The following is a 24,097-nucleotide window of genomic DNA, read 5'->3' on the forward strand; positions in this document are numbered from 1 at the left end:
CGCCCCCGCCCGCGCTGGAGGAAGGTGGGTGCGTTGCCGCTGTTTTCCTTCATCGTGCGTTATGCCTTAGAAGCTTTTGCGACAATCCTGCCAAAGAATCACGCTTTTCCTACTGAGCGCTACACTCCTGAGAAGCTTGCCCACTGAACAGTCGGCCGTCGCAAGGAGGCTCGATGAATGATGAACTGCAGCACCTGAAAAATCTGGGCAAGACATCGGCCCAATGGCTACACGCTGTGGGGATCCACAGCGCCTCGGATCTGCGTCGACTCGGAGCGGTCGACGCCTATCGTGCCGTACGCACACGTGGTTTCCGGGCCTCCAAGGTGTTGCTGTACGCGATTGAAGGCGCGCTGATGGACATGCACTGGAATGACATCCCCGCCGAACGCAAGGAAGCATTGAACAAGCAATTGGACGCCATTTCGACACGCCACAAAGCCTGATGCTCTCGGTTGTCGACATAAGCCATCACGCTTATTTCGACGAACAGAAAAACAACGTTTGACATGGTAATGAGAATCGCTATGATTACCACATCCGGTCGCGAGACTGGTCGATATTTGAAAAGCCCTTGGTTCGGACTCTCAGATATCTCCTCATCAGGCTAATCACGGTTATTTGACCCGGCTCTTGCCGGGTCTTTTTTTGTCCGCGAGAAGCCTACGGCTGTCCGCGCATTTGCGCGCAATAGTCCACGGGCGGCGTAGCCGGCGTGTACCAGACGTAATCCGCCATGGCCGATGTGACCTCGCTGCCCTCCTCGGCCAACATCAGGACTACCGGCGCCTCATCAGCCCCGAGGTCCAGGACGTGCAGCGGTACGCCGACATCCTTGCGTCCATGCCAGGCGCCTGCAAACAACCATGCAGGCGTTGGCGCGGCCAGTAATCGCTCGGCCATGCGTCGGTCACGCTGTTGCTGGACGGCCACCATCGCCGGCATATGCGATTCCGGTAGCAGGCCGCAGTGGGCGTCGCGAATCTGCCCCAGCAGCTCGTCTTTTACCGCCGCCCCATTGGAGCGAACACCACTCAAGCCTGGCGCTTGTCGGTAGAAGCGCTGGATTTCGACAGCATCCAGGTTCGCGGCCAACAATGGATAAGGTTGCGCCAAGGCGTATTCGACAACAGGCCCATACAGACTCCAATCCCAACCCGGCGACCAATCCAGCGCGTCAGGCAGATTTTCCGGCATGGCCGCTAGCTGGCGAACCCCATCGACCCGCGACTGTTGGCTCGGCGTCAGCATTTCCAGCAACAGACTGCCTTGCGCCCGTTGTCCGGCCAGGGCCTGGAGCAGCCATAATTGCAGCGCATGGTGATCCGGGTTGTCATGCTGCTCGCCCACGATGAGCCGAGGTGCCTTCGCCAGACGTTCGACCAGCTCCCCGGGCGCAACCGCCTGACCGTTGTGCAGGTCACGGATCCGCCCGTTGATCGGTGGCGGTGCGATGCTCTGGCAAGCGGTCAAGGCACTCAAGACCAGAATCAGGATCAGGCGCATCGGGTGGCGTTCTCGACGAAGTGGTTCACGGATAGGCATGGAATCGTCAGGCCGAGTACTCTCGACCCGACATTTGATGAATACTTTCATCTGACCGTCAACTGTGAAATCACTCCCACAGGGAGGCATTCAATATCAGCATCGAGACTCACATGAAATTTCTGTGCAGTAACGCCGAACTGCCCGACAACGACAGTCGCGGTTTCGACATCGAGGGGCGCAAAGTGCTGGCGGTACGGCGTGCGGGTCAGGTCCACGTGTATCTCAACCGCTGTCCGCACCGCGGCGTCCCTCTGGAATGGCAACCCGACCGCTTCCTCGACGCCAGTGCCAGCCTGATCCAGTGCGCCACCCACGGCGCACTGTTTCTGATCGAAAGCGGCGAATGCGTGGCCGGTCCTTGTGCCGGTCAGTTCCTGGAGGCGTTAGACAGCCGGGAGGACACGCAAGGCATCTGGGTCCAGATGTAGCGGCTCGAGCAACACCGGCAACGCACGGTCCACCCACATCTGTTCGGGCGTCAGCGTGACGCCGTAGGCCAGCACCTCCACACCCGCCGCAGCCGCTTCGCGCAAGGCCGCCGCGTAGCCCGGGTCGATTTCCTCGGCCGGGCGCACGGCATCGATGCCGCTCAGGTTCACGCAATACAACTGCACCGCACGCACACCTTCGCGGGCTAGGCAGGCCAGTTCCCTCAAGTGCTTGGCGCCGCGCTGGGTCACGGCATCGGGAAACGCGGCGACGCTCGTGCCATCGAAGCCCAGGGTAACGCTCTTGACTTCGACCCAGGCCGAACCGTGCTCGTAGTCCAGGCGAAAATCGATACGACTGTTCTCCACGCCGTAGGCTACTTCCCGCTTCAACCCGATGAAACCATTGAGTTCGCTGATCACCCCGGCACGCAACGCCTCCTCGATCAAGCCATTGGCCCGCCCGGTATTGATGCAGGCCAGGCGCCCCTGAGGGGTTTCGCCGACCTCCCAGGTCCCGGGCAGCTTGCGTTTGGGGTCGCCGGAGCGACTGAACCAGACCCGCGCGCCTTCGGCCATGCAATTGAGCATCGAGCCGGTATTGGGACAGTGGATAGTCAGCTGTTCGCCATCAAGGGTTTCGATATCGGCAAGGAAACGCTTGTAGCGCCGAATCAGTCGACCCTCTTCCAAAGCGGGAGAAAAGCGCATCAGCCTTGCCAGCTCCGCAGTCCACGCGCGATTCGCTCCACCGCTTCCTGTAGCCGCGGCAGGCTCTGGGTGTAGGCGAAGCGCACATGGTGCCCGGCCTGATGGCGGCCGAAGTCCAGGCCGGGGGTGAACGCCACGTGTTCGGTCTCCAGGAAGTGCTGGCAGAAGGCAAAGGCATCGCCACCGAATGCGCGGATATCGGCATAGAGGTAGAACGCGCCTTCCGGCTCGACCGCAATGCCGAAACCCAGTTCACGCAAGGCCGGTAGCAAGAAGTCGCGACGTAGCGCGAATTCGGCCCGACGCTGCTCGAAGATCTCGATGGTCGCCGGCTCGAAACAGGCCAGGGCCGCGTACTGGGCCATGCTCGGCGCACTGATGTAGAGGTTCTGCGCAAGTTTTTCCAACTCACTGACGGCGGCCGAAGGCGCCACCAGCCAGCCCAATCGCCAGCCGGTCATGCCGAAATACTTGGAAAAACTATTCAGGACGAAGGCATCGTCGTCGACTTCCAGCACGCTGGCGGCCTCGGTGCCATAGGTCAGGCCGTGATAGATCTCATCCACCACCAGATGGCCCTTACGCGCCTTGATTGCCTTCGACAGCCCGGCCAGTTCATCCCGGGAGAGGAGCGTCCCGGTCGGGTTGGCCGGCGACGCCACCAGCGCACCGACGCTGTCCTGGTCCCAATGCCGGTCCACCAGCTCGGGGGTCAACTGGTAACGCACCTCCGGCCCCACCGGCACCAGCTGCGCCGCGCCTTCCACCAACCGCAGGAAGTGACGGTTGCAGGGGTAGCCCGGGTCCGCCAGCAACCAGTGTTTACCCGGGTCTACCAGCAAGGCACTGGCCAGCAGCAATGCCCCGGAGCCGCCCGGCGTAATCAGGATACGTCGGGGGTCGATGCTCACCCCGTAGCGCTGCCCATAGAAGCCAGCGATGGCTTCACGCAGCTCGGGGATGCCGCGCGCGGCGGTGTAGCGGGTCTTGCCCGCCGCCAGCGCGGCCTGGCCGGCCTGGATGATCGGCTCAGCCGTGGTGAAGTCCGGCTCGCCGATCTCCAGGTGGATGACGTCGTGTCCGGCGGCCTGCAATTCATTGGCACGGGCCAGCAACGCCATCACATGGAAAGGTTCGATGGCGCGACTGCGCGCACTGTAGGGCTGAGCCATTAGCCTTCCTTCGTATAAAAAAGAACCGATTCTACCCAACTCTCTGCCCAAGTCAGAAACAACTGCGGAACGAGCGCGAGCAGGAAGAGGTCATAGCCCCCGGATTGCAGGAAATGACTCCGGCGATTGGCCCAGGCTTGACTAGAATCAAGCATTGAGCAGGATGACCTCTTCACCGAACCGAACCCGGCCATGCCTTGCGAGGCCACGCCCGCCACAGGCTCGACAACCGGGAGTGGCGCGGCCCGATTCGATCTGGTAAGTTCGCCCGCTTGCAGCCGCAGGGCCGGCAGGTGTCGGTGATGGAGCAATCCTGCGTAGTGGATTACAAGAGTAGAGGCGGTCCATTCATGCCCACCCAAGCAAAGCAAAATCAAAATCAGTCGCTCAGCGGGTTTGAGCCTTATGTCCCTAAAGCGGGCGAAGAGTACATGGGCGCCCCCATGCGCGCGCACTTCACCAAGATCCTGAACAAGTGGAAACAGGACTTGATGCAGGAAGTCGACCGCACCGTGGACCACATGAAAGACGAAGCGGCCAACTTTCCCGACCCGGCCGACCGTGCCAGCCAGGAAGAAGAATTCAGCCTGGAACTGCGTGCACGTGACCGTGAGCGCAAGCTGATCAAGAAAATCGACAAGACATTGCAGCTGATCGAAGACGAAGAGTACGGCTGGTGCGAGTCCTGCGGCATCGAGATCGGCATCCGCCGGCTGGAAGCCCGCCCGACGGCCGACTTGTGCATCGACTGCAAGACCCTGGCTGAAATCAAGGAAAAACAAGTCGGCAAGTGATTGCCAGGGCTGTTACCGAAAAACGGAGCGTTCACACGCTCCGTTTTTTGTTTGCACCAGGTCCCCTACTCAGAACGTGTGAACCCCTTGTGGGAGCGAGCCTGCTCGCGATAGCGCCGGATTAGTCACCTCTGCGGTGACAGGCATACCGCTATCGCGAGCAGGCTCGCTCCCACAAGGGACGGTGTTCCTCCATTATCATGTCCCTATGACTGCCACCTCTCCCTACATCGGACGCTTCGCCCCCACACCCAGCGGCCACCTGCATTTCGGTTCACTGGTCGCCGCGCTCGCGTCGTACCTGGACGCCAGGGCCGCGGGCGGACGCTGGCTGTTGCGCATGGAAGACCTCGATCCGCCCCGGGAAGAACCCGGCGCGCAAGCGGCGATTCTCAAAGCCCTGGAGAGCTACGGCTTCGAATGGGACGGCGAGATGGTCCGCCAGAGTGAGCGCCACGAGGCCTACGATCAGGTGATCAACCGCCTGTTCAGCCAAGGCCTGGCTTATGCCTGCACCTGTTCGCGCAAACAACTGGAGGCGTATCAGGGTATTTATCCGGGGTTATGCCGCAACGCCGGGCACGGTACCGAAGACGCCGCCATCCGCCTGCGCGTCCCCGAGCTCGAGTACCACTTCATCGACCGGGTACAAGGCGAGTTCCGCCAGCACCTGGGTCGCGAGGCCGGCGATTTTGTCATCCGTCGCCGCGACGGGCTCTATGCTTATCAACTGGCCGTGGTGCTGGACGACGCCTGGCAAGAAGTGACCGATATCGTGCGCGGCGCCGACCTGCTGGATTCCACCCCCCGCCAGCTCTATCTGCAAGAGTTGCTCGGGCTGCCACAACCGCGCTACCTGCATGTGCCGTTGATCACCCAACCGGACGGACACAAACTGGGCAAATCCTACCGTTCGCCGCCACTGACGGCCGACCAGGCCACACCGTTGCTGCTCAGGGCCTTGCGGGCACTGGGCCAGGAATCCGGCGTCGAACTGGTCGATGCCAGCCCTCGGGAGCTGCTGGCCTGGGGCGTTCGCCACTGGGACGCGGCAAGGATCCCGCGCACAATGACCCTGCCCGAAGCGCAAATACGCTGACGGCCCTTGCAGCTTGGCGCCCATCCGTTACCATCGCCGCACGTTTTCGGGCACGCGCTTAAAAAAGAGAGGCCGGGATGTACATCTATCGCTTGGTCCTGCTCCTGGTAGTGGGGATTTATCTGTTTTCCCCGGCCATCATGGATTGGTGGATCGATGCCACGGGTGCCTGGTATCGGCCGTACCTGCTCTGGCTGATCCTGATCGTCGTGACCTTCATCCTGCAGAGCCAAAAAGATGCCGATGAGCTTTAGCCTGACCCAGATGATCCTGATCAGTGCGGCCTACCTGGCGGTACTGTTCGGCGTGGCCTGGATCAGCGAACGAGGCATGATCCCCCGGGCGATCATCCGCCATCCGCTGACCTACACCCTGTCGCTGGGCGTCTACGCCAGTGCGTGGGCGTTCTACGGCACGGTCGGTCTGGCCTACCAGTATGGCTATGGCTTCCTGTCCAGTTACCTGGGTGTGTCGGGAGCCTTCCTGCTGGCGCCGGTGTTGCTTTACCCGATCCTGAAAATCACCCGCACCTACCAGCTGTCATCCCTGGCCGACCTGTTCGCCTTTCGTTTCCGCAGCACCTGGGCCGGTGCGCTGACCACGATCTTCATGCTGGTGGGCGTGTTGCCGTTGCTGGCCTTGCAGATGCAGGCCGTGGCCGACTCCATCAGCATCCTGACCCACGAGCCGGTACAGCACCGGGTGGCGCTGAGCTTCTGCGTCCTGATCATCCTGTTCACCATTTTCTTCGGTTCCCGGCACATCGCCACCCGGGAAAAACACGAAGGTCTGGTGTTCGCCATCGCCTTCGAGTCGGTGATCAAGCTGATCGCCATCGGTGGCGTCGGCCTCTATGCGTTGTACGGGGTGTTCAACGGCCCGCAACAGCTCGAACTGTGGCTGCTGCAGAACCAGACCGCCCTCGCCGCCCTGCACACGCCGTTGCAGGAAGGCCCGTGGCGCACGCTGCTGCTGGTGTTCTTCGCCTCGGCGATCGTGATGCCGCACATGTACCACATGACCTTCACCGAAAACCTCAACCCGCGCTCGCTGGTGAGCGCGAGCTGGGGCCTGCCGCTGTTCCTGCTGCTGATGAGCCTGGCGGTGCCACTGATCCTGTGGGCCGGGTTGAAGCTGGGGGCCAGTACCAATCCCGAATACTTCACCCTCGGCATCGGCATCGCCGCCAACAACCAGGCCCTGGCATTGCTGGCGTATATCGGCGGCCTGTCGGCGGCCAGCGGCCTGATTATCGTGACCACCCTGGCGCTGTCGGGCATGGCCCTCAACCACCTGGTGCTGCCGCTCTACCAACCACCGGCCGAGGGTAATATCTACCGCTGGCTGAAATGGACCCGGCGGGCACTGATCGTCGCGATCATCATGGCCGGCTACGGCTTCTACCTGATGCTGGGCGATGGCCAGGACCTGGCCAACCTGGGCATCGTCGCCTTCGTTGCCACCTTGCAGTTCCTGCCGGGCGTGCTGTCGGTGCTGTACTGGCCGACCGCCAACCGCCGTGGCTTTATCGCCGGCCTGCTGGCAGGCATCCTGGTCTGGCTGGTTGCCATGCTGTTGCCGCTGCTGGGCAACCTGCAAGGCTTCTATATCCCCTTGCTGAACATGATCTATGTGCTCGACGACACCAGTTGGCACATGGCCGCTATCGCCTCGCTGGCGGCGAACGTACTGATGTTCACCCTGATCTCGCTGTTCACCAACGCCAGCAGCGAAGAAGCCAGCGCCGCCGAAGCCTGCGCGGTGGACAACGTTCGCCGCCCGCAACGCCGTGAACTGCACGCGGCCTCGCCCCAGGAGTTCGCCACGCAACTGGCCAAGCCCCTGGGTGCGAAGGCCGCGCAAAAGGAAGTCGAACAGGCCCTGCGGGATCTTTACCTGCCTTTCGATGAGCGTCGCCCTTATGCCTTGCGTCGCCTGCGGGACCGGATCGAAGCCAACCTGTCCGGCCTGATGGGCCCCAGCGTGGCCCAGGACATGGTCGAGACGTTCCTGCCCTACAAGGCCGGCGGCGAAAACTACGTCACCGAGGACATCCATTTCATCGAAAGCCGCCTCGAGGATTATCACTCGCGCCTCACCGGCCTGGCCGCCGAGCTGGATGCCCTGCGCCGTTATCACCGCCAGACCCTGCAGGAACTGCCGATGGGCGTGTGCTCCCTGGCCAAGGACCAGGAGATCCTGATGTGGAACAAGGCCATGGAAGAACTGACCGGAATCGCCGCCCAGCGTGTGGTCGGTTCACGCCTGAGCACCCTGGGCGAGCCATGGAAAGGTTTGTTGCAAGGTTTCATCGACTTGCCGGACGAGCATTTGCACAAGCAGCACCTGGCCCTCGACGGCCAGACCCGCTGGCTGAACCTGCACAAGGCGGCCATCGACGAGCCGCTTGCACCGGGCAACAGTGGCCTGGTGTTGCTGGTGGAAGACCTGACCGATACCCAGATGCTCGAAGACAAACTGGTCCACTCCGAACGCCTGGCGAGCATCGGCCGGCTGGCAGCCGGGGTGGCCCATGAAATCGGCAACCCGATCACCGGCATCGCCTGCCTGGCGCAGAACCTGCGCGAAGAGCGCGAGGAGGATGGCGAACTGACGGAAATCAGTAGCCAGATTCTCGAGCAGACCCGACGCGTGTCGCGTATCGTGCAGTCGCTGATGAGTTTTGCCCACGCTGGCGGACACCAGCACAACGACGAGCCCGTCTGCCTGGCCGAAGTGGCTCAGGATGCCATTGGTCTGCTGGCCCTCAACCGGCGCAATTTCGAAGTGCAATTCTTCAATCTGTGCGACCCGGATCATTGGGTCGACGGCGATCCCCAGCGGCTCGCCCAGGTCCTGATCAACCTGCTGTCCAACGCCCGCGATGCCTCACCGGCCGGCAGCGCCGTGCGGGTCAAGAGCGAAGCCAGCGAACACACGATCGATCTGATCGTCGAAGACGAAGGCAGCGGTATTCCACAGAACATCATGGATCGGTTGTTCGAACCCTTCTTCACCACCAAGGATCCTGGCGAAGGCACCGGACTGGGCCTCGCACTGGTCTATTCCATCGTTGAAGAGCATTATGGACAAATCACCATCGACAGCCCGGCCGATGTACAAGGCCAACGCGGCACCCGTATACGGGTGACCTTGCCGCGTCATGTCGAAGCGACGTCCGCTGTGAACTGAGACCGTCGAGAGAATCGAATCAATGCCGCACATTTTGATCGTCGAAGACGAAACAATTATCCGCTCCGCCTTGCGCCGCCTGCTGGAACGCAACCAGTACCAGGTCAGCGAAGCCGGTTCTGTGCAGGAAGCACAAGAGCGATTCAGCATCCCAACGTTTGACCTCATCGTCAGCGACCTGCGCCTGCCGGGGGCACCCGGTACCGAGCTGATCAAGCTCGGCCAGGGCACGCCGGTGCTGATCATGACCAGCTACGCCAGCCTGCGCTCGGCAGTCGACTCCATGAAAATGGGTGCGGTGGACTACATCGCCAAGCCGTTCGACCATGACGAGATGCTCCAGGCCGTGGCCCGTATCCTGCGTGACCGACAGACGGCTACCGGCAACGCTCCGGAGCCGACGAACGGTAAAGCTGCCGCCACCAAAGGTGCTGCGGGTAACAATAATGGCGAAATCGGCATCATCGGTTCCTGCCCTCCCATGCAGGATCTGTACGTCAAGATCCGCAAGGTCGCGCCGACCGACTCCAACGTGCTGATCCAGGGCGAGTCCGGGACCGGCAAGGAACTGGTGGCCCGTGCCCTGCATAACCTGTCACGCCGGGCCAAGGCTCCGATGATCTCGGTGAACTGCGCGGCAATTCCGGAAAGCCTGATCGAGTCCGAGCTGTTCGGTCATGAAAAAGGCGCCTTCACCGGGGCCAGCGCCGGGCGCGCCGGTCTGGTGGAAGCCGCGGACGGCGGCACGCTGTTCCTCGACGAAATCGGCGAACTGCCGCTGGAGGCCCAGGCACGGCTGCTGCGGGTCCTTCAGGAAGGCGAAATCCGTCGGGTCGGCTCGGTGCAATCACAGAAAGTCGACGTGCGCCTGATCGCCGCGACCCACCGCGACCTCAAGAGCCTGGCGAAAATTGGCCAGTTCCGTGAGGACCTGTATTACCGCCTGCACGTCATTGCGCTGAAACTGCCGGCCCTGCGCGAACGGGGCGCGGACGTCAACGAAATCGCCAATGCCTTCCTCGCCCGCCAGAGCGCGCGGGTCAACCGCACCGACCTGAAGTTTGCTCCCGACGCAGAACAGGCCATTCGTCATTACGCCTGGCCGGGTAACGTCCGGGAGCTGGAAAACGCAGTGGAGCGGGCAGTGATCCTGTGCGAAAGCCCGGAAATCTCCGCCGACCTGCTGGGGATCGATGTCGAACTCAGTGATCTCGACGATGAAGAGTTCATCGGCCTGGCACCGCAACAGGGGGGCGCTGCCAACAACACCAGCCACGAGCCTACCGAGGACCTGTCCCTGGAAGACTACTTCCAGCATTTCGTCCTGGAACATCAGGACCATATGACCGAGACCGAACTGGCACGCAAGCTAGGGGTGAGCCGCAAGTGCCTGTGGGAACGTCGCCAGCGCCTGGGGATTCCGCGTCGCAAGACCGGCGTGGCCAGCGAAAGCTGAGATCAAGGGTGGGAGCGAGCCTGCTCGCGATAGCGGTGTATCAGCTTGCACTCAGGGCGACTGGCACAGCGCAATCGCGAGCAGGCTCGCTCCCACAGAGGTAGACGGTTACAACGCCGTGAATGTGAAAAAACTGTTACCTCAGCTTTTTTCACGTAACAGAAGCCGGGGTTTACGGTAACGAAATCCCGGCTTTTTTTCGCCCCAAAAAAAGCGGCATAACCTTAGAACCCCCGGTTTCACTGCCTCTCGCAAAAGTTGGCACGCACCCTGCTATAGCTTTGGTACAAGAACAATAACAAGCAATGCACAAGACAATAAAAATAAGACGAATCGACTCACGCACAATAAAAACAAGACGGCGAGAGGCGCAGCTAACTGATTCTTTTGGAGAGGCGTTGTATTTGGGGCTTGCCCCACAACCAGGCCGAGAACAATAAAAACTGTCTCAAGACAGGTGCCTGAACTGGTTGGATCGATAGATCACTGCAACACAGCGACCAAAGCAATCCGTTTGCTCTTGGCTCCCGATTGGGAGGGTCACGCAGGGAAAACCTCGTGACGCGGGCACTCAACAAAAACAAGAAGCCCGAAACCAATAATAAAAACAGAGCACGCAACTAATTCTGGGGGAGCTTCGGCTCCCCTTGTGGTTTCCGACGTTCCGCCACCCCGAAGCCTACAAGGCTTGCCGCTTAAAGCTTGCAGCTCAAATCTGCTGCGTCCTACACGATCCCCAGACTAAATGCTAGAATCCCCGCCCATCATGCGGTCATTCTTCGTTTTGGCCGAACATTCCTTCAAACAGTGCATCCCATGCTGAAGAAGCTGTTCCAGTCACTCCGTTCTCCTTTGCGTCGTACGCAACACATCCGCAGCACGCCTGAAGTGCTCAACAGCGGCCAGCACTCATTGCAAAAGGCCCAGTTCAGCCGTTATGCGGTGAACATCGTCGAACGCCTGCAGAACGCCGGCTACCAGGCTTACCTGGTCGGTGGATGCGTGCGCGACATGCTGCTCAACATCACTCCCAAGGATTTCGATGTGGCCACCAGCGCCACGCCGGAACAGGTCCGGGCCGAGTTTCGCAACGCGCGGATCATCGGCCGGCGCTTCAAGCTCGTCCACATCCACTTCGGCCGCGAAATCATCGAAGTGGCGACGTTCCGCGCCAACCACCCGCAAAACGATGAAGAGGAAGACAGCAATCAGTCTTCTCGCAACGAGAGCGGGCGCATCCTGCGGGATAACGTCTACGGCACGCTGGAAGAAGACGCGCAGCGCCGCGACTTCACCATCAATGCCCTGTATTACGATCCGGTCAGCGAACGCATCCTCGATTACGCCAACGGCGTACACGACATCCGCAATCACCTGATCCGCCTGATCGGCGATCCCAAGCAGCGTTACCAGGAAGACCCGGTACGGATGCTGCGGGCCGTGCGTTTCGCCGCCAAGCTGAACTTCGGCATCGAAAAACACAGCGCCGCCCCGATTCACGACCTGGCACCGATGCTGCGGGAAATTCCTTCGGCCCGGCTGTTCGAAGAAGTGCTCAAGCTGTTCCTCTCGGGCAATGCGGCGGACACCTTCGAAATGCTGGTGGACCTGCAACTGTTCGACCCGCTGTTCCCGGCCAGTGCCGAGGCGTTGGAGCACAACCCGACCTACACCCACACCCTGATCAGCGAAGCGCTGGTCAACACCGACCTGCGCATCAAGCAGAACAAGCCGGTGACCCCGGCCTTCCTGTTCGCCGCCCTGCTCTGGCCGGCCCTGCCGGCCCGGGTACTGCGCCTGCAGGATCGCGGCATGCCACCGATTCCGGCCATGCAGGAAGCTGCCCACGAGTTGATCGCAGAACAGTGCCAGCGCATCGCGATTCCGAAGCGCTTCACGATGCCGATCCGCGAGATCTGGGACATGCAGGAGCGCCTGCCCCGTCGCAGCGGCAAGCGTGCCGACCTGCTGCTGGACAACCCGCGCTTCCGCGCCGGCTACGACTTCCTGCTGCTGCGCGAAAGCGCCGGCGAACAGACCAACGGCCTGGGCGAGTGGTGGACCGATTACCAGGACGCCAATGACAGCGAGCGCCGCGAGATGATTCGCGAGCTCAGCGGCAAGGAAGACGGCGCCAGCGGCCCACGCAAGCGTCGTCGCAGCAGCGGCGCCAAGCGTAAGCGCGCCGGTGTGCCGAGCGCGTCGGGCGAGTAATCGGTGGAACGTATCTACATCGGCATGGGTAGCAACCTGGCCGAACCCGCGGCCCAACTGCGCAGCGCCCTCCAGGCGCTGGCAAGCCTGCCCGATAGCCGATTCGTCGGCGTCTCGGCGTTCTATCAAAGCGATTCACTGTTGCCAGGCCAGCCGCGCTACACCAATGCCGTGGCGGCGCTGGACAGCCAACTGACGCCGCTGGACCTGCTCGACGCACTGCAAGCCATCGAAACCGACCAGGGCCGCGAACGCCTGGAGCGCTGGGGCCCGCGCACCCTGGACCTGGACATTCTGTTGTACGGCGATCGGCTGATCGACGAGCCTCGGCTCAAGGTTCCCCACTACCATATGCACGCCCGGGCCTTTGTGCTGTACCCGCTGGCGGAACTGGCCCCCGCCGACCTGCGTCTGGCCGACGGGCGCCTGCTCCAGGATCTGCTGGCCGCGTGTCCATTCGCCGGTCTGGAACGCCTGCCGCCTATCTGACAAAGACCATCCCCTGTGGGAGCGAGCCTGCTCGCGATAGCGGTGTATCAGCCGACATTCATATTGACTGGCCTACCGCTATCGCGAGCAGGCTCGCTCCCACAGGGGTCAGTACTGGACGGTCATGTTTCAGACGCTCCCCACGGCTGAAACGCATCAGTCACCTCGGTAACACCCGCCGGTAACACATCCAATTGACTTCCCCGGTGCTCCTCACGACTATAGGCGTCCCGTTGCCGCCAACGCGGCATTGAAGGGCGCAATCCAGGCCTTACAAGCACCACGCATAGAGGGTGCGCCTGTATAAATGACGAATCATGCGCGTTACTCGCAGTAGTTCACGAGCGCCTAATGAGGACTTTTTCATGCCAGCTATTACCCTGACCACGCTGCAAGGTCTCAAGCAGAAAGGCGAAAAGATCGCCATGCTGACCTGCTATGACGCAACCTTCGCCCACGCCTGCAACGAGGCCGGTGTCGAAGTGCTGCTGGTGGGCGATTCCCTCGGCATGGTGTTGCAGGGCCACGACAGCACGCTGCCGGCGACCACCGCAGACATGGCCTACCACGTGGCCTGCGTCAAACGCGGTAACACCGATGCACTGATCCTCGCCGACCTGCCATTCATGGCCTACGCCACCCTCGACCAGACCATGACCAACAGCGCCTTGCTGATGCAGGCCGGCGCCCACATGGTGAAAGTCGAAGGTGCGTTGTGGCTGGCCGAGTCGATCCGGTTGCTGGCCGAGCGCGGCATCCCGGTGTGCGCGCACCTGGGCCTGACACCGCAGGCGGTCAACGTGCTCGGCGGCTACAAGGTCCAGGGTCGCAATGAAAACCAGGCGCGGCAGATGCGCGCCGACGCCATTGCGCTGGAGCAGGCCGGAGCGGCGATGCTGTTGCTCGAATGCGTGCCCAGCGAGCTGGCCGAAGAAATCACCCAGGCGGTGAAGATTCCAGTCATCGGGATTGGCGCCGGCAACGCCACCGATGGTCAGGTACTGGTGCTGCACGACATGCTGGGGCTGTCGCTCACGGGGCGCGCGCCAAAGTTCGTGAAGAACTTCATGGCCGGGCAACCCAACATCCAGGCCGCCCTGAGCGCTTACGTGGCTGAGGTCAAAGCGGCCACCTTCCCTGGCGCCGAACACGGATTCTCTGCATGAACACCGTCAAGACCGTACGTGAACTGCGGGCCGCCGTGGCTCGTGCCCGCAGCGAAGGTAAACGAATCGCCTTCGTGCCGACCATGGGCAATCTGCACAGCGGCCACGTGGCGCTGGTCACCAAAGCGGCGCAGCGAGCCGACTTCGTGGTGACCAGCATTTTCGTCAACCCGCTGCAGTTCGGCGCGGGCGAAGACCTCGACAAATACCCGCGCACCCTCGCCGCCGACCAGGAAAAACTGCTCCAGGCCGGCTGCCATCTGCTGTTCGCCCCGTCCGTCGAAGAGATGTACCCCGACGGCATGGCCGGGCAGACCCGGGTCAGCGTGCCGCAATTGTCCGAAGGCCTGTGCGGCGCCAGCCGTCCCGGGCACTTCGAGGGCGTGGCGACGGTGGTCAGCAAGCTGTTCAACATGGTCCAGCCCGACCTGGCGGTGTTCGGCCAGAAAGACTTCCAGCAACTGGCGGTGATCCGCGCATTGGTCCACGACCTGAATATGCCGATCCAGATCATTGGCGAACCGACCGTTCGCGCCGAAGATGGCCTGGCGCTGTCGTCGCGCAATGGCTTCCTCAGCCCTGAACAACGTGCCGTGGCGCCCGTGGTCTACCGCAGCCTCAGCTGCATTGCCGAGGCGATCCGACAAGGGCAACGGGACTTCCCGGCCCTGGTTGCCGAGCAGGTCACGCAACTCGAAGCCGCGGGGTTGCGCCCCGATTACCTGGAGATCCGCCAGGCTCGGACCTTGCGCCCGGCCACGCCTGAAGACCGCGATCTGGTGATTCTGGTCGCCGCGTTCCTCGGCACCACCCGACTGATCGACAACCTGCACCTGGACCTCGACGCCGCCTGACACCATTCCCTCTGTGGAAAAAACTGTGGGAGCAAGGCTTGCCCGCGACGAAGGCAACGCGGTCGGCCCTGGAACCGAGGTGACTGTATCGCGAGCAAGCTTTGCTCCCACGGGCTCACCCACAGGGGATGGTGGAGTCATTGCCGCCTCGGTGGCCTTCGGGCAAACTGCCCGCCGTTCGGACCCGACCAGAGGAGAAAACCATGCACGCCATCATGCTCAAGGCCAAGCTGCACCGCGCCGAAGTCACTCACGCCGTGCTCGACTACGAAGGCTCCTGTGCCATCGATGGGGAGTGGCTGGACCTGTCGGGGATCCGTGAATACGAGCAGATCCAGATCTACAACGTCGATAACGGCGAGCGCTTCACCACCTACGCCATCCGTGGCGAAGAAGGTTCGCGGATGATCTCGGTCAACGGTGCCGCAGCCCACAAGGCCAAGGTGGGTGACCGCGTCATCATCTGCGCCTACGCCCACTACAGCGAAGCCGAGCTGGTCAACTTCAAGCCCCGCATGCTGTACATGGCGCCGGGCAACGAGCTAAGCCACACCAGCAATGCCATTCCGGTGCAGGTCGCCTGATCGCCCCCGCACATTCCCCTGTGGGAGCGAGCCTGCTCGCGATTACGGTAGTGAGGTTGACCTTGATGCCAACTGACACACCGCCATCGCGAGCAGGCTCGCTCCCACAGTGAGTATTCTGTGTTCTTAAGCGTGCATCGCTTTCCGTCTGTCGGCCCTTTCCTGCACCCGTTGTATAAAAAAGTACCGGGAACCGGTCTGACAAAGCCAAGACAGATCGCAACGCGAGGTTTACTGTAGTCGCCCTGCGCCCGCAGATCGTGTCGACGCAGGTGTCCGGACGCCCTCCGCGGGCCATGCCGGAATTTTTAGTGTACAAAAGGTCGTTCAAGTAAAAGGAAACCCGCAGCGATGGCGTACTACCGAAACCCTCATGACGTGACCGCCCTGCCCGCCTGGCAGGCGCTGAATGACCACCGCAAGGCCATGCAGGATTTCAGCATGCGCGAAGCGTTCAATGCCGATCCGCAGCGTTTCAACCAATTCACCCTGTCGAGCTGCGGCCTGTTTCTCGATTATTCAAAAAACCTGATCACCGCCCAGACCCGCGACCTGCTGGTGGGCCTGGCCAATGAAGTCGACCTCAAGGGCGCGATCAAGGCGCTGTTCGAAGGCGAAATCATCAACGCCTCCGAAAACCGCCCCGCCCTGCACACCGCCCTGCGTCGGCCGGTGGGCGACCGGTTGCTGGTGAACGGCGTCAACGTGATGCCGGATGTGCACAAGGTGCTGAACCAGATCACTGACCTGGTGGGCCGAATTCACGATGGCTTGTGGCGCGGCTATACCGAGAAGCCGATCACCGACGTGGTGAACATCGGTATCGGTGGCTCCTTCCTCGGCCCGGAACTGGTGTCCGAAGCCCTGTTGTCCTACGCGCAAAAAGGCGTTCGCTGCCATTACCTGGCGAACATCGACGGCAGCGAGTTCCATGAGCTGACCATGAAGCTGCGCGCCGAGACCACGTTGTTCATCGTCTCGTCGAAATCCTTCAATACCCTCGAAACCCTGAAGAACGCCCAGGCCGCCCGCGCCTGGTACCTCGCCCAGGGCGGTTCCGAAGCGGAGCTGTATCGCCACTTCATCGCCGTATCGAGCAACAACGCGGCGGCCGTGGCCTTCGGCATCCGCGAAGAAAACATCTTCCCGATGTGGGACTGGGTCGGCGGGCGTTACTCGCTGTGGTCGGCCATCGGCCTGCCGATCGCCCTCGCCATCGGCATGTCGAACTTCAAGGAACTGCTGTCCGGCGCCTATTCCATGGACCAGCATTTCCAGAGTGCGCCATTCGAACAGAACATGCCGGTGCTGCTGGCCTTGCTGGGCGTGTGGTACGGCAATTTCTGGGGCGCGCAAAGCCACGCGATCCTGCCGTACGACCATTACCTGCGCAATATCACCAAACACTTGCAGCAACTGGACATGGAATCCAACGGCAAGAGCGTGCGCCAGGACGGTACACCGGTGTCCACCGACACCGGCCCGGTGATCTGGGGCGGCGTCGGCTGCAACGGCCAGCACGCCTACCACCAGTTGCTGCACCAGGGCACCCAATTGATCCCGGCCGACTTCATCGTGCCGGTTGTCAGCTTCAACCCGGTTTCCGATCATCACCAGTGGCTGTACGCCAACTGCCTGTCACAAAGCCAGGCACTGATGCTCGGCAAGACCCGCGCCGAAGCCGAAGCCGAGCTGCGGGACAAGGGCGCCAGTGAAGAAGACGTGCAGAAGCTGGCCGCCCACAAGGTCATCCCGGGCAACCGTCCGAGCAACACACTGGTGGTGGAACGTATCAGCCCGCGGCGTCTTGGCGCATTGGTGGCGCTGTACGAACATAAAGTGTTCGTACAAAGCGTGGTCTGGGGTATCAACGCTTTCGACCAGTGGGGCGTGGAGCTGGGCAAGGAGCTGGGCAAGGGTGTCTACAACCGCCTGGTGGGTAGCGAAGAAAGTGCTGCCGAAGACGCTTCGACCCAAGGTCTGATCAACTACTTCCGTGGACGTCATCGCGGTTAAGCCCTAGGCCTGCGTTACCCTCTGTGGGAGCGAGCCTGCTCGCGATAGCGGTAGATCAGTCAACATCCCCATTGACTGATACGCCGCCATCGCGAGCAGGCTCGCTCCCACAGTCGTTTGTGCATGGCTTGAACCCTCCGGCTACTCGGCGCATCTTTATGACTTGTCGCAAAAACAAGAATAGGGAACCGTCATGTTCGATATCAGCCAGTACCCCCAAGCCGATGCCGTCCGCCGGGCTGCGCAACTGAGTCAAGACGAATACCAGCGGCTCTACCAGGAATCCATAGAACACCCCAGTACCTTCTGGGCTGAACAGGCCACCCGGTTTCTCGACTGGATGACGCCCTGGCAAACCGTCCAGCGCTATGACCTCAAGAACGGCGACGCCACTTGGTTCGCGGGTGGCAAACTGAACGTCAGCGCCAATTGCATCGACCGCCATCTCGAAAAACGTGGCGACCAGACGGCAATCATCTGGGAAGGCGACGACCCCGCCGAGTCGGCGGAAATCACCTATCGAAAACTCCACAACCATGTGTGCCGACTGGCCAACGTCCTGAAAAGCCGTGGCGTGAAGAAAGGTGACCGGGTCTGCATCTACATGCCGATGATTCCGGAAGCGGCCTACGCCATGCTCGCCTGCACCCGCATCGGCGCGGTGCATTCGGTGGTGTTCGGCGGGTTTTCGCCGGACTCGCTGCGTGACCGGATTCTCGATGCCGATTGCCGCACCGTGATCACCGCCGACGAAGGCGTGCGCGGCGGGCGATTCGTCCCGCTCAAGCGCAACGTCGACAAGGCCCTGGAAAGCTGCCCGAACGTCAGCACGGTCTTGGTGGTCGAGCGTACCCAGGCCGAGGTGAGCTGGGCCGAAGGTCGCGACCTCTGGTATCACCAGGCTATGCATGACGCCAGCGACGACTGCCCGCCCGAGCCGATGGACGCCGAAGATCCGCTGTTCATCCTCTACACCTCCGGCAGCACCGGTAAACCCAAGGGCGTGCTGCACACCACCGGCGGCTATCTGCTGCAAGCGGCCATGACATTCAAGTACGTGCTGGACTATCGCGACAACGAAGTGTTCTGGTGCACCGCCGACGTTGGCTGGGTCACCGGGCACAGTTACATCGTCTACGGCCCGCTGGCCAACGGCGCCACCACGTTGATCTTCGAAGGCGTCCCCAGCCATCCCGACAGCTCGCGTTTCTGGCGGGTGATCGACAAGCACCAGGTCAACATCTTCTACACCGCTCCCACCGCCCTGCGCGCGCTGATGCGCGAAGGTTCCGGGCCCTTGCAGGCCACGTCGCGCAAAAGCCTGCGCTTGCTCGGCAGCGTCGGTGAACCGATCAACCCGGAAGCCTGGGAATGGTATTTCAACGCGGTGGGCGAGCAGCGCTGCCCGATTGTCGATACCTGGTGGCAGACCGAAACCGGCGGCATCATGCTCAGCCCGCTGGTGAGCGCCCCGCGACTCAAGCCGGGTTGCGCCACCCGCCCGATGTTCGGCGTGCAACCGGTCCTGCTGGATGAAACGGGCAAGGAAATCAGTGGGCCCGGCAGCGGCGTACTGGCGATCAAGTCCAGCTGGCCGGGACAGATCCGCAGCGTCTATGGCGATCATCAACGCATGGTCGACACCTACTTCAAGCCCTACCCCGGCTATTACTTCACCGGCGACGGCGCCCGCCGTGACGAGGACGGCGATTACTGGATTACCGGACGCATCGATGACGTGATCAATGTCTCCGGCCACCGCATTGGCACCGCCGAGGTGGAAAGCGCCCTGGTGTTGCACGACAGCATCGCCGAAGCGGCGGTCGTCGGTTACCCCCATGACCTCAAGGGTCAGGGCATCTATGCGTTTGTCACGCCGATGAACGGGGTCGAGGCCAATGATGAATTGAAGAAAGAATTGCTGGCCCACGTCAGCAAGGAAATCGGCAGCTTCGCCAAGCCGGAACTGATCCAGTGGGCGCCGGCCCTGCCCAAGACCCGCTCGGGCAAGATCATGCGGCGCATCCTGCGCAAGATCGCCTGCAACGAACTGGATAGCCTTGGCGACACCTCGACCCTGGCCGACCCGAGCGTGGTGGAGGGACTGATCGACAAACGCCTGAATCGCTAAACGACCACCGTACTGATCGTTCCCACACTCTGCGCGGGAACGCCGCAACGGACGCTCCGCGTTCGGCCTCTGGGGACGCGGAGCGTCCCTGGCTGCATTCCCACGCAGAGCGTGGGAACGATCCTTCCCGAAGCTGCTAAACTCCCGCGCCTCATTTCCTTAAGGCGCGTGTGGCATGTCTTCCTTGAATCAGGCGCTGCGCGCCGCCCTCGACCAGCGTCAGGACCTGCTCAGCCAGTTGCACCAGCAAGGCACCGATTGTTATCGCCTGTTCCATGGCAGCCAGGAAGGCGCCCCCGGCCTGACCGTCGACCGCTACGGCCCGCAATTGCTGGTGCAGAGTTTCCATCAGTCGCTGGAGCGCGAGGCCTTGTTGCAGTTGCACGGTATCGTCAACGAAGCCCTGGGCGTCGACACCCTGCTGGTCTACAACGACCGCGCCCGAGGCAACTCGCGGATCGACCGCCAGGACACGGTCTACCAAGCCGAAGAAGCCGCCCTGCAAGACCTGGTCGGCCACGAATGGGGCCTGAATTATCGCGTCCGTGGACGCCATGCCGGACAGGATCCATTGCTGTTTCTCGACCTGCGCAATGCCCGGGGCTGGGTCAAGGAACACAGCCGCAACAAAAGCGTGTTGAACCTGTTCGCCTACACCTGCGGCGTTGGCCTGAGCGCCGCGGCCGGTGGCGCACGGGAGGTGTGCAACCTGGACTTTGCCGAAGGCAACCTGGCGGTAGGTCGCGAAAACGGCCTGCTCAATCCCGCGTTACTCCCCATGGAGTTCGTGCAGTCGGACTACTTCCCGGCGATCCGCCAACTGGCAGGCCTGCCCATCAGCCAACGGCGCGGGCAGAAACTACCCAGCTATGTACGCCTGGAGCAACGCCAGTACGATCTGGTGCTGCTTGACCCGCCAGCTTGGGCCAAGAGCGCCTTCGGCACCGTCGACCTGCTGCGGGACTACCAGAGCCTGCTCAAACCGGCGCTGCTCACCACCGCCGACAATGGCGTGCTGATCTGCTGCAACAATCTGGCAAAGGTGTCCATGGACGACTGGCGCGAACAGGTGTTGCGCTGCGCGGAAAAAGCCGGCCGACCGGTGCGCGAATGGAGCGTGCTGACGCCCGGCGAGGACTTTCCTTCCATGGACCGAAATCCTCCGCTCAAGACACTGATCCTGCAGTTCTGAGCCAACCTCAGCACTCCTACGGGAAAAACGGACAAATCTCATAAATACCAGTGGCTTCGGAACCGTAAACGCGTGCCATACTCCAAGGCACTCCGATTCCACCAGATGAAGCCACACATGCTCAAAGGATTGCTGCGCGCCCTTGGCGCCCTGTTCACCGCACTGGCCCTCTACAGCCTGCTGGGTTTCCTGATACTGCCAGGCATCGCCTTGCGCATCGCCAATCAACAACTGGCCAACCATGCCACGGTACCCGCTCAGATCCAGCGCATCGAACTCAATCCTTTCAGCCTTGAAGTCACCGTCTGGGGCCTGAACATCGGTGAACCGGGCAAGGAACAGGTGGGCTTCGAACGGCTGTACGCCAACCTGCAGATCGACAGCCTGTGGTCCGGCGCCCTGCACCTGGCCGACATCGAACTGGACAAGCCCCGGACCGAGGTGCTGTTCGCCAAGGACGGCCAACTGAACCTCCTGGGCTTGTTCAAGCTGCCACCCAGCGAACCGACCCCAGCCAACCCCGAGGCCAAGCCGTTTCCCCTGCGGGTCGACCGGATCAAGCTGGCCACCGGCTATGTCCATTTCCAGGACCTTCGCCCCAGCGAACCCATCGAATTTCTCTACGACACCCTTGATTTCGAGCTGAAGAACCTCAGCACCCTGCCCGACGACAGCGCCGACATGACCCTGGTGGCCGCCGGTCCCGAAGGTGGGAAGGTCGACTGGACCGGTAACTTCAGCCTTTCGCCGATCGCGTCCGAGGGCAAACTGAAGGTCTCCGATGGCCAGATGAAGTTCTGGTGGCCTTACGTCCGCGACGCGGTACCGCTGGTGCTGGAGAACGGCATCCTCAACCTGAGCACCGACTACAAGCTCAACCTGGCCAAGGGCACCGAGCTGCTGCTCAACAACGTGGCCGTCAGTGTCGCGCCTTTTGCCATCAAGGCCCCCGATGGCCGTCCGCTGGCGAAGCTCGAACGCCTGGATGTCAGCGAAACCACGGTGGACCTGGCTAAACAGCAGGTGGTCGTGGGCAAGATCCGCAGCCAGAAACTCGAAACCTGGGCGGCACGCGAAGCCGATGGCCAGTTGGACTGGCAGAAACTCTTCGCCAGCCAGCCGGCCAAGCCGCAGGTCAAGGTCGAACCGGCATCGGCCCCGGCAGCGGCCGATTCGCCCAAACCCGAGCCCAAGGCAGCCGCCAAACCCTGGCAGGTGCTGTTGAAGGATGTGCAACTGCGCGATTACCGGGTGCATCTGGCCGACCGCCAGGCGCAACCCGCCGTGGCACTGGACGTCGGCCCGCTGAACCTCGACCTGCAGAACTACGACACCCTCAACGGCTCGCCTTTTACCCTCAAGCTTGATACCGGCGTGGGTAAACAGGGCAAGCTCATGGCCGACGGCGAAGTCAACCTGAACCCGATCACCGCCAGGCTCAAGGTCAAGACCCAGGACATCGACCTGCGTGTCGCCCAGGCCTATATCACCCCGTTCATTCGCCTGGAGCTGCGCTCAGGGATGCTCGGCAGCGATCTGGCGGTCGACCTCAAGAGCACCGCGCCGCTGGCCTTCGCGGTCACCGGCCGCGCCCAGGTCGACCAACTGCACACCCTCGACACCCTCAAGACCCGCGATTTCGTCAAATGGCAAAGCCTGGTGCTCGAAGGCCTCAATTATCAGCATGGCGACAGCCTGTCCATCGACAAGGTCAACCTGTTCCAACCTTATGCCCGCTTCATGATCAACGACGATCGCACCACCAACGTCGATGACTTGCTGATCCCACAGCCGCCGGACAGCGGTACGAAGAGCACTGCAGCAAAACCGGCGTCCCAGGAAAAACCGCTGGGTATTCACGTCGGCGCGATTGCCATCAACGACGGTTCGGCCAACTTCGCCGACTTCAGCCTGACGCCGAATTTCGCCACGGCCATCCAGCAGCTCAACGGCCAGATCGGCACCATCGACAGCCGCCAGGCCAAACCGGCCAGCGTAGACGTCAACGGCAAGGTCGACCGCTATGCGCCGGTAACGATCAAGGGTGCTCTCAACCCGTTCGACCCGATGGCCAGCCTCGATATCGCCACCAGCTTCAAACGGGTCGAGCTGACGACGCTGACGCCCTACTCCGGCAAATTCGCCGGTTATCGCATCCGCAAGGGCCGACTCAATCTCGACCTGCATTACCGGATCACCAAGGGTCAGCTCCAGGCCGAAAACAAGGTGGTGGTCGAGCAACTGCAACTGGGGGAAAAGGTCGACAGCCCGGACGCAGTGAGCCTGCCGTTGAAACTGGCCGTCGCGCTGCTGAAGGATTCCCAGGGCAGGATCTCCATCGAGCTGCCGGTGTCCGGCAATCTCAACGACCCGCAATTCAGTGTGATGCCGATTGTCTGGCAAACCCTGCGCAACCTGGTGGTGCGGGCTGCCCAGGCGCCGTTCAAACTCATCGGTGGGCTGGTGGCCGGCGGTGGCTCGGAAGACCTGGGCAGCGTGGCCTTTGCACCGGGCTCCAGCGACCTGAGCCCGGAAAACGAAGGCGTGCTGCTCAAGCTCTCCGAGGCGCTGGCCAAGCGTCCGGAACTGCGCCTGGAAATCGAAGGCACTGCCGCCGAAAGCAGCGACGGGCCGCTGCTCGCCGGCCAGCGCCTGGAACGTGAATACCAGTACAACTACTACAAGATGCTGCAACGCCGGGGCGACAAGGTTCCCGCCAAGGCGGCGCTGCTGCAGGTGCCGGAAGACGAAAAGGCACCGCTGCTGGAAGGCATCTATCGAACCCGTCTCAAGACCCAGCCGCCGGCCGAATGGACACAACTGGATAAAAAGGCCCGCATCGAGAAACTGCGTGAAGGCGTTATCAAATTCTGGAGCGCCAGTGACGTATTGCTGCGCGAGTTGGGCCAGGAGCGGGCCAGCAGCATCAAGGACTTCCTGGTGGACAAGGGCAAGTTGGCCGATGACCGTGTCTATTTCATCGACGCCAGCCTCGGCCAGGCCGAAAGCGACGGGCGTGTGATCACCCCTCTGCATCTGGATGCCGAATAG

General features: G+C 61.9%; 19 protein-coding genes. 16 read left to right on the forward strand and 3 right to left on the reverse strand.

From position 1 onward, the window contains the following. Positions 1-173 precede the first annotated feature (173 nt). The gene (locus CGA22_RS25560; RefSeq protein WP_024779602.1) at positions 174-446 is read left to right on the forward strand and encodes a TfoX/Sxy family protein; all 273 of its coding nucleotides are present in this window, start codon (positions 174-176) and stop codon (positions 444-446) included. Positions 447-663: 217 nt separating this feature from the next. Here CGA22_RS25560 and CGA22_RS25570 read toward each other — a convergent pair whose 3' ends face one another. Next, positions 664-1,506, reverse strand: a complete 843-nt coding sequence (locus CGA22_RS25570; RefSeq protein WP_041020676.1) for a ChaN family lipoprotein — start codon at positions 1,504-1,506, stop codon at positions 664-666. Positions 1,507-1,658: 152 nt separating this feature from the next. Between CGA22_RS25570 and CGA22_RS25575 the strand changes: the two genes are divergently transcribed. After that, complete coding sequence (locus CGA22_RS25575; protein ID WP_041020677.1) at positions 1,659-1,976, forward strand: Rieske (2Fe-2S) protein; 318 nt, start codon at positions 1,659-1,661, stop codon at positions 1,974-1,976. Here the strand turns inward: CGA22_RS25575 and sfsA are convergent. Beyond that, on the reverse strand, positions 1,932-2,687 hold the full coding sequence (gene sfsA / locus CGA22_RS25580; protein WP_041020678.1) for a DNA/RNA nuclease SfsA: 756 nt from the start codon (positions 2,685-2,687) through the stop codon (positions 1,932-1,934). The genes CGA22_RS25575 and sfsA overlap by 45 nt on opposite strands. Then, a complete protein-coding gene (locus CGA22_RS25585) occupies positions 2,687-3,859 on the reverse strand; it encodes a pyridoxal phosphate-dependent aminotransferase (RefSeq protein ID WP_188258745.1) in 1,173 nt (390 codons plus the stop codon). Before CGA22_RS25585 ends, sfsA begins: the two co-directional genes overlap by 1 nt. A gap of 350 nt (positions 3,860-4,209) precedes the next feature. Between CGA22_RS25585 and dksA the strand changes: the two genes are divergently transcribed. From dksA to CGA22_RS25655, 14 genes are all read left to right on the forward strand, one after another. Next, positions 4,210-4,653 (forward strand): RNA polymerase-binding protein DksA, encoded by a 444-nt coding sequence (gene dksA / locus CGA22_RS25590; RefSeq protein WP_024779597.1) that lies wholly within the window; start codon positions 4,210-4,212, stop codon positions 4,651-4,653. A 208-nt stretch (positions 4,654-4,861) separates the two neighbouring features. Continuing rightward, positions 4,862-5,752 carry a tRNA glutamyl-Q(34) synthetase GluQRS gene (gene gluQRS, locus CGA22_RS25595; protein WP_041024895.1) on the forward strand — a complete coding sequence of 297 codons (891 nt, stop codon included), beginning with the start codon at positions 4,862-4,864 and terminating at the stop codon, positions 5,750-5,752. Between the two features lie 77 nt (positions 5,753-5,829). After that, the gene (locus CGA22_RS25600; protein ID WP_003176118.1) at positions 5,830-6,006 is read left to right on the forward strand and encodes a hypothetical protein; all 177 of its coding nucleotides are present in this window, start codon (positions 5,830-5,832) and stop codon (positions 6,004-6,006) included. Then, positions 5,990-8,944 (forward strand): sensor histidine kinase, encoded by a 2,955-nt coding sequence (locus tag CGA22_RS25605; protein WP_177329297.1) that lies wholly within the window; start codon positions 5,990-5,992, stop codon positions 8,942-8,944. The genes CGA22_RS25600 and CGA22_RS25605 overlap by 17 nt, the downstream gene beginning before the upstream one ends. Before the next feature lie 22 nt (positions 8,945-8,966). Further along, entirely contained in the window at positions 8,967-10,400 is a 1,434-nt protein-coding gene (locus tag CGA22_RS25610; RefSeq protein WP_041024897.1) for a sigma-54-dependent transcriptional regulator, read from the forward strand. 816 nt (positions 10,401-11,216) lie between these two features. Next, positions 11,217-12,614 (forward strand): polynucleotide adenylyltransferase PcnB, encoded by a 1,398-nt coding sequence (locus CGA22_RS25615; RefSeq protein WP_041024898.1) that lies wholly within the window; start codon positions 11,217-11,219, stop codon positions 12,612-12,614. Positions 12,615-12,617: 3 nt separating this feature from the next. Then, positions 12,618-13,103: a 2-amino-4-hydroxy-6-hydroxymethyldihydropteridine diphosphokinase gene (gene folK / locus CGA22_RS25620; RefSeq protein WP_041024899.1), complete on the forward strand. Its 486-nt coding sequence runs from the start codon at positions 12,618-12,620 to the stop codon at positions 13,101-13,103. A gap of 365 nt (positions 13,104-13,468) precedes the next feature. After that, positions 13,469-14,269: a 3-methyl-2-oxobutanoate hydroxymethyltransferase gene (gene panB, locus CGA22_RS25625; protein ID WP_041024900.1), complete on the forward strand. Its 801-nt coding sequence runs from the start codon at positions 13,469-13,471 to the stop codon at positions 14,267-14,269. Next, complete coding sequence (panC, locus tag CGA22_RS25630) at positions 14,266-15,123, forward strand: pantoate--beta-alanine ligase (RefSeq protein WP_188258746.1); 858 nt, start codon at positions 14,266-14,268, stop codon at positions 15,121-15,123. The genes panB and panC overlap by 4 nt, the downstream gene beginning before the upstream one ends. 203 nt (positions 15,124-15,326) lie before the next feature. Continuing rightward, entirely contained in the window at positions 15,327-15,707 is a 381-nt protein-coding gene (gene panD / locus CGA22_RS25635) for an aspartate 1-decarboxylase (protein WP_007963888.1), read from the forward strand. A gap of 351 nt (positions 15,708-16,058) precedes the next feature. Continuing rightward, positions 16,059-17,723 carry a glucose-6-phosphate isomerase gene (gene pgi / locus CGA22_RS25640; protein ID WP_041024902.1) on the forward strand — a complete coding sequence of 555 codons (1,665 nt, stop codon included), beginning with the start codon at positions 16,059-16,061 and terminating at the stop codon, positions 17,721-17,723. A 193-nt stretch (positions 17,724-17,916) separates the two neighbouring features. After that, on the forward strand, positions 17,917-19,854 hold the full coding sequence (acs, locus tag CGA22_RS25645) for an acetate--CoA ligase (RefSeq protein ID WP_041024903.1): 1,938 nt from the start codon (positions 17,917-17,919) through the stop codon (positions 19,852-19,854). A gap of 175 nt (positions 19,855-20,029) precedes the next feature. Further along, positions 20,030-21,046: a class I SAM-dependent rRNA methyltransferase gene (locus CGA22_RS25650; protein ID WP_041024904.1), complete on the forward strand. Its 1,017-nt coding sequence runs from the start codon at positions 20,030-20,032 to the stop codon at positions 21,044-21,046. A gap of 117 nt (positions 21,047-21,163) precedes the next feature. Further along, a complete protein-coding gene (locus CGA22_RS25655; protein WP_041024905.1) occupies positions 21,164-24,097 on the forward strand; it encodes a DUF748 domain-containing protein in 2,934 nt (977 codons plus the stop codon).

Source organism: Pseudomonas sp. PSB18, from assembly GCF_014596565.1.
Classification (GTDB): domain Bacteria; phylum Pseudomonadota; class Gammaproteobacteria; order Pseudomonadales; family Pseudomonadaceae; genus Aquipseudomonas.

Excerpts from the sequence above, each read along its gene's own strand:
- CGA22_RS25560 (WP_024779602.1), top strand. The coding sequence starts at position 174 with ATGAATGATGAACTGCAGCACCTGAAAAATCTGGGCAAGACATCGGCC.
- CGA22_RS25570 (WP_041020676.1), bottom strand. The coding sequence starts at position 1,506 with ATGCGCCTGATCCTGATTCTGGTCTTGAGTGCCTTGACCGCTTGCCAG.
- CGA22_RS25575 (WP_041020677.1), top strand. The coding sequence starts at position 1,659 with ATGAAATTTCTGTGCAGTAACGCCGAACTGCCCGACAACGACAGTCGC.
- sfsA (WP_041020678.1), bottom strand. The coding sequence starts at position 2,687 with ATGCGCTTTTCTCCCGCTTTGGAAGAGGGTCGACTGATTCGGCGCTAC.
- CGA22_RS25585 (WP_188258745.1), bottom strand. The coding sequence starts at position 3,859 with ATGGCTCAGCCCTACAGTGCGCGCAGTCGCGCCATCGAACCTTTCCAT.
- dksA (WP_024779597.1), top strand. The coding sequence starts at position 4,210 with ATGCCCACCCAAGCAAAGCAAAATCAAAATCAGTCGCTCAGCGGGTTT.
- gluQRS (WP_041024895.1), top strand. The coding sequence starts at position 4,862 with ATGACTGCCACCTCTCCCTACATCGGACGCTTCGCCCCCACACCCAGC.
- CGA22_RS25600 (WP_003176118.1), top strand. The coding sequence starts at position 5,830 with ATGTACATCTATCGCTTGGTCCTGCTCCTGGTAGTGGGGATTTATCTG.
- CGA22_RS25605 (WP_177329297.1), top strand. The coding sequence starts at position 5,990 with ATGCCGATGAGCTTTAGCCTGACCCAGATGATCCTGATCAGTGCGGCC.
- CGA22_RS25610 (WP_041024897.1), top strand. The coding sequence starts at position 8,967 with ATGCCGCACATTTTGATCGTCGAAGACGAAACAATTATCCGCTCCGCC.
- CGA22_RS25615 (WP_041024898.1), top strand. The coding sequence starts at position 11,217 with ATGCTGAAGAAGCTGTTCCAGTCACTCCGTTCTCCTTTGCGTCGTACG.
- panB (WP_041024900.1), top strand. The coding sequence starts at position 13,469 with ATGCCAGCTATTACCCTGACCACGCTGCAAGGTCTCAAGCAGAAAGGC.
- panC (WP_188258746.1), top strand. The coding sequence starts at position 14,266 with ATGAACACCGTCAAGACCGTACGTGAACTGCGGGCCGCCGTGGCTCGT.
- panD (WP_007963888.1), top strand. The coding sequence starts at position 15,327 with ATGCACGCCATCATGCTCAAGGCCAAGCTGCACCGCGCCGAAGTCACT.
- pgi (WP_041024902.1), top strand. The coding sequence starts at position 16,059 with ATGGCGTACTACCGAAACCCTCATGACGTGACCGCCCTGCCCGCCTGG.
- acs (WP_041024903.1), top strand. The coding sequence starts at position 17,917 with ATGTTCGATATCAGCCAGTACCCCCAAGCCGATGCCGTCCGCCGGGCT.
- CGA22_RS25650 (WP_041024904.1), top strand. The coding sequence starts at position 20,030 with ATGTCTTCCTTGAATCAGGCGCTGCGCGCCGCCCTCGACCAGCGTCAG.
- CGA22_RS25655 (WP_041024905.1), top strand. The coding sequence starts at position 21,164 with ATGCTCAAAGGATTGCTGCGCGCCCTTGGCGCCCTGTTCACCGCACTG.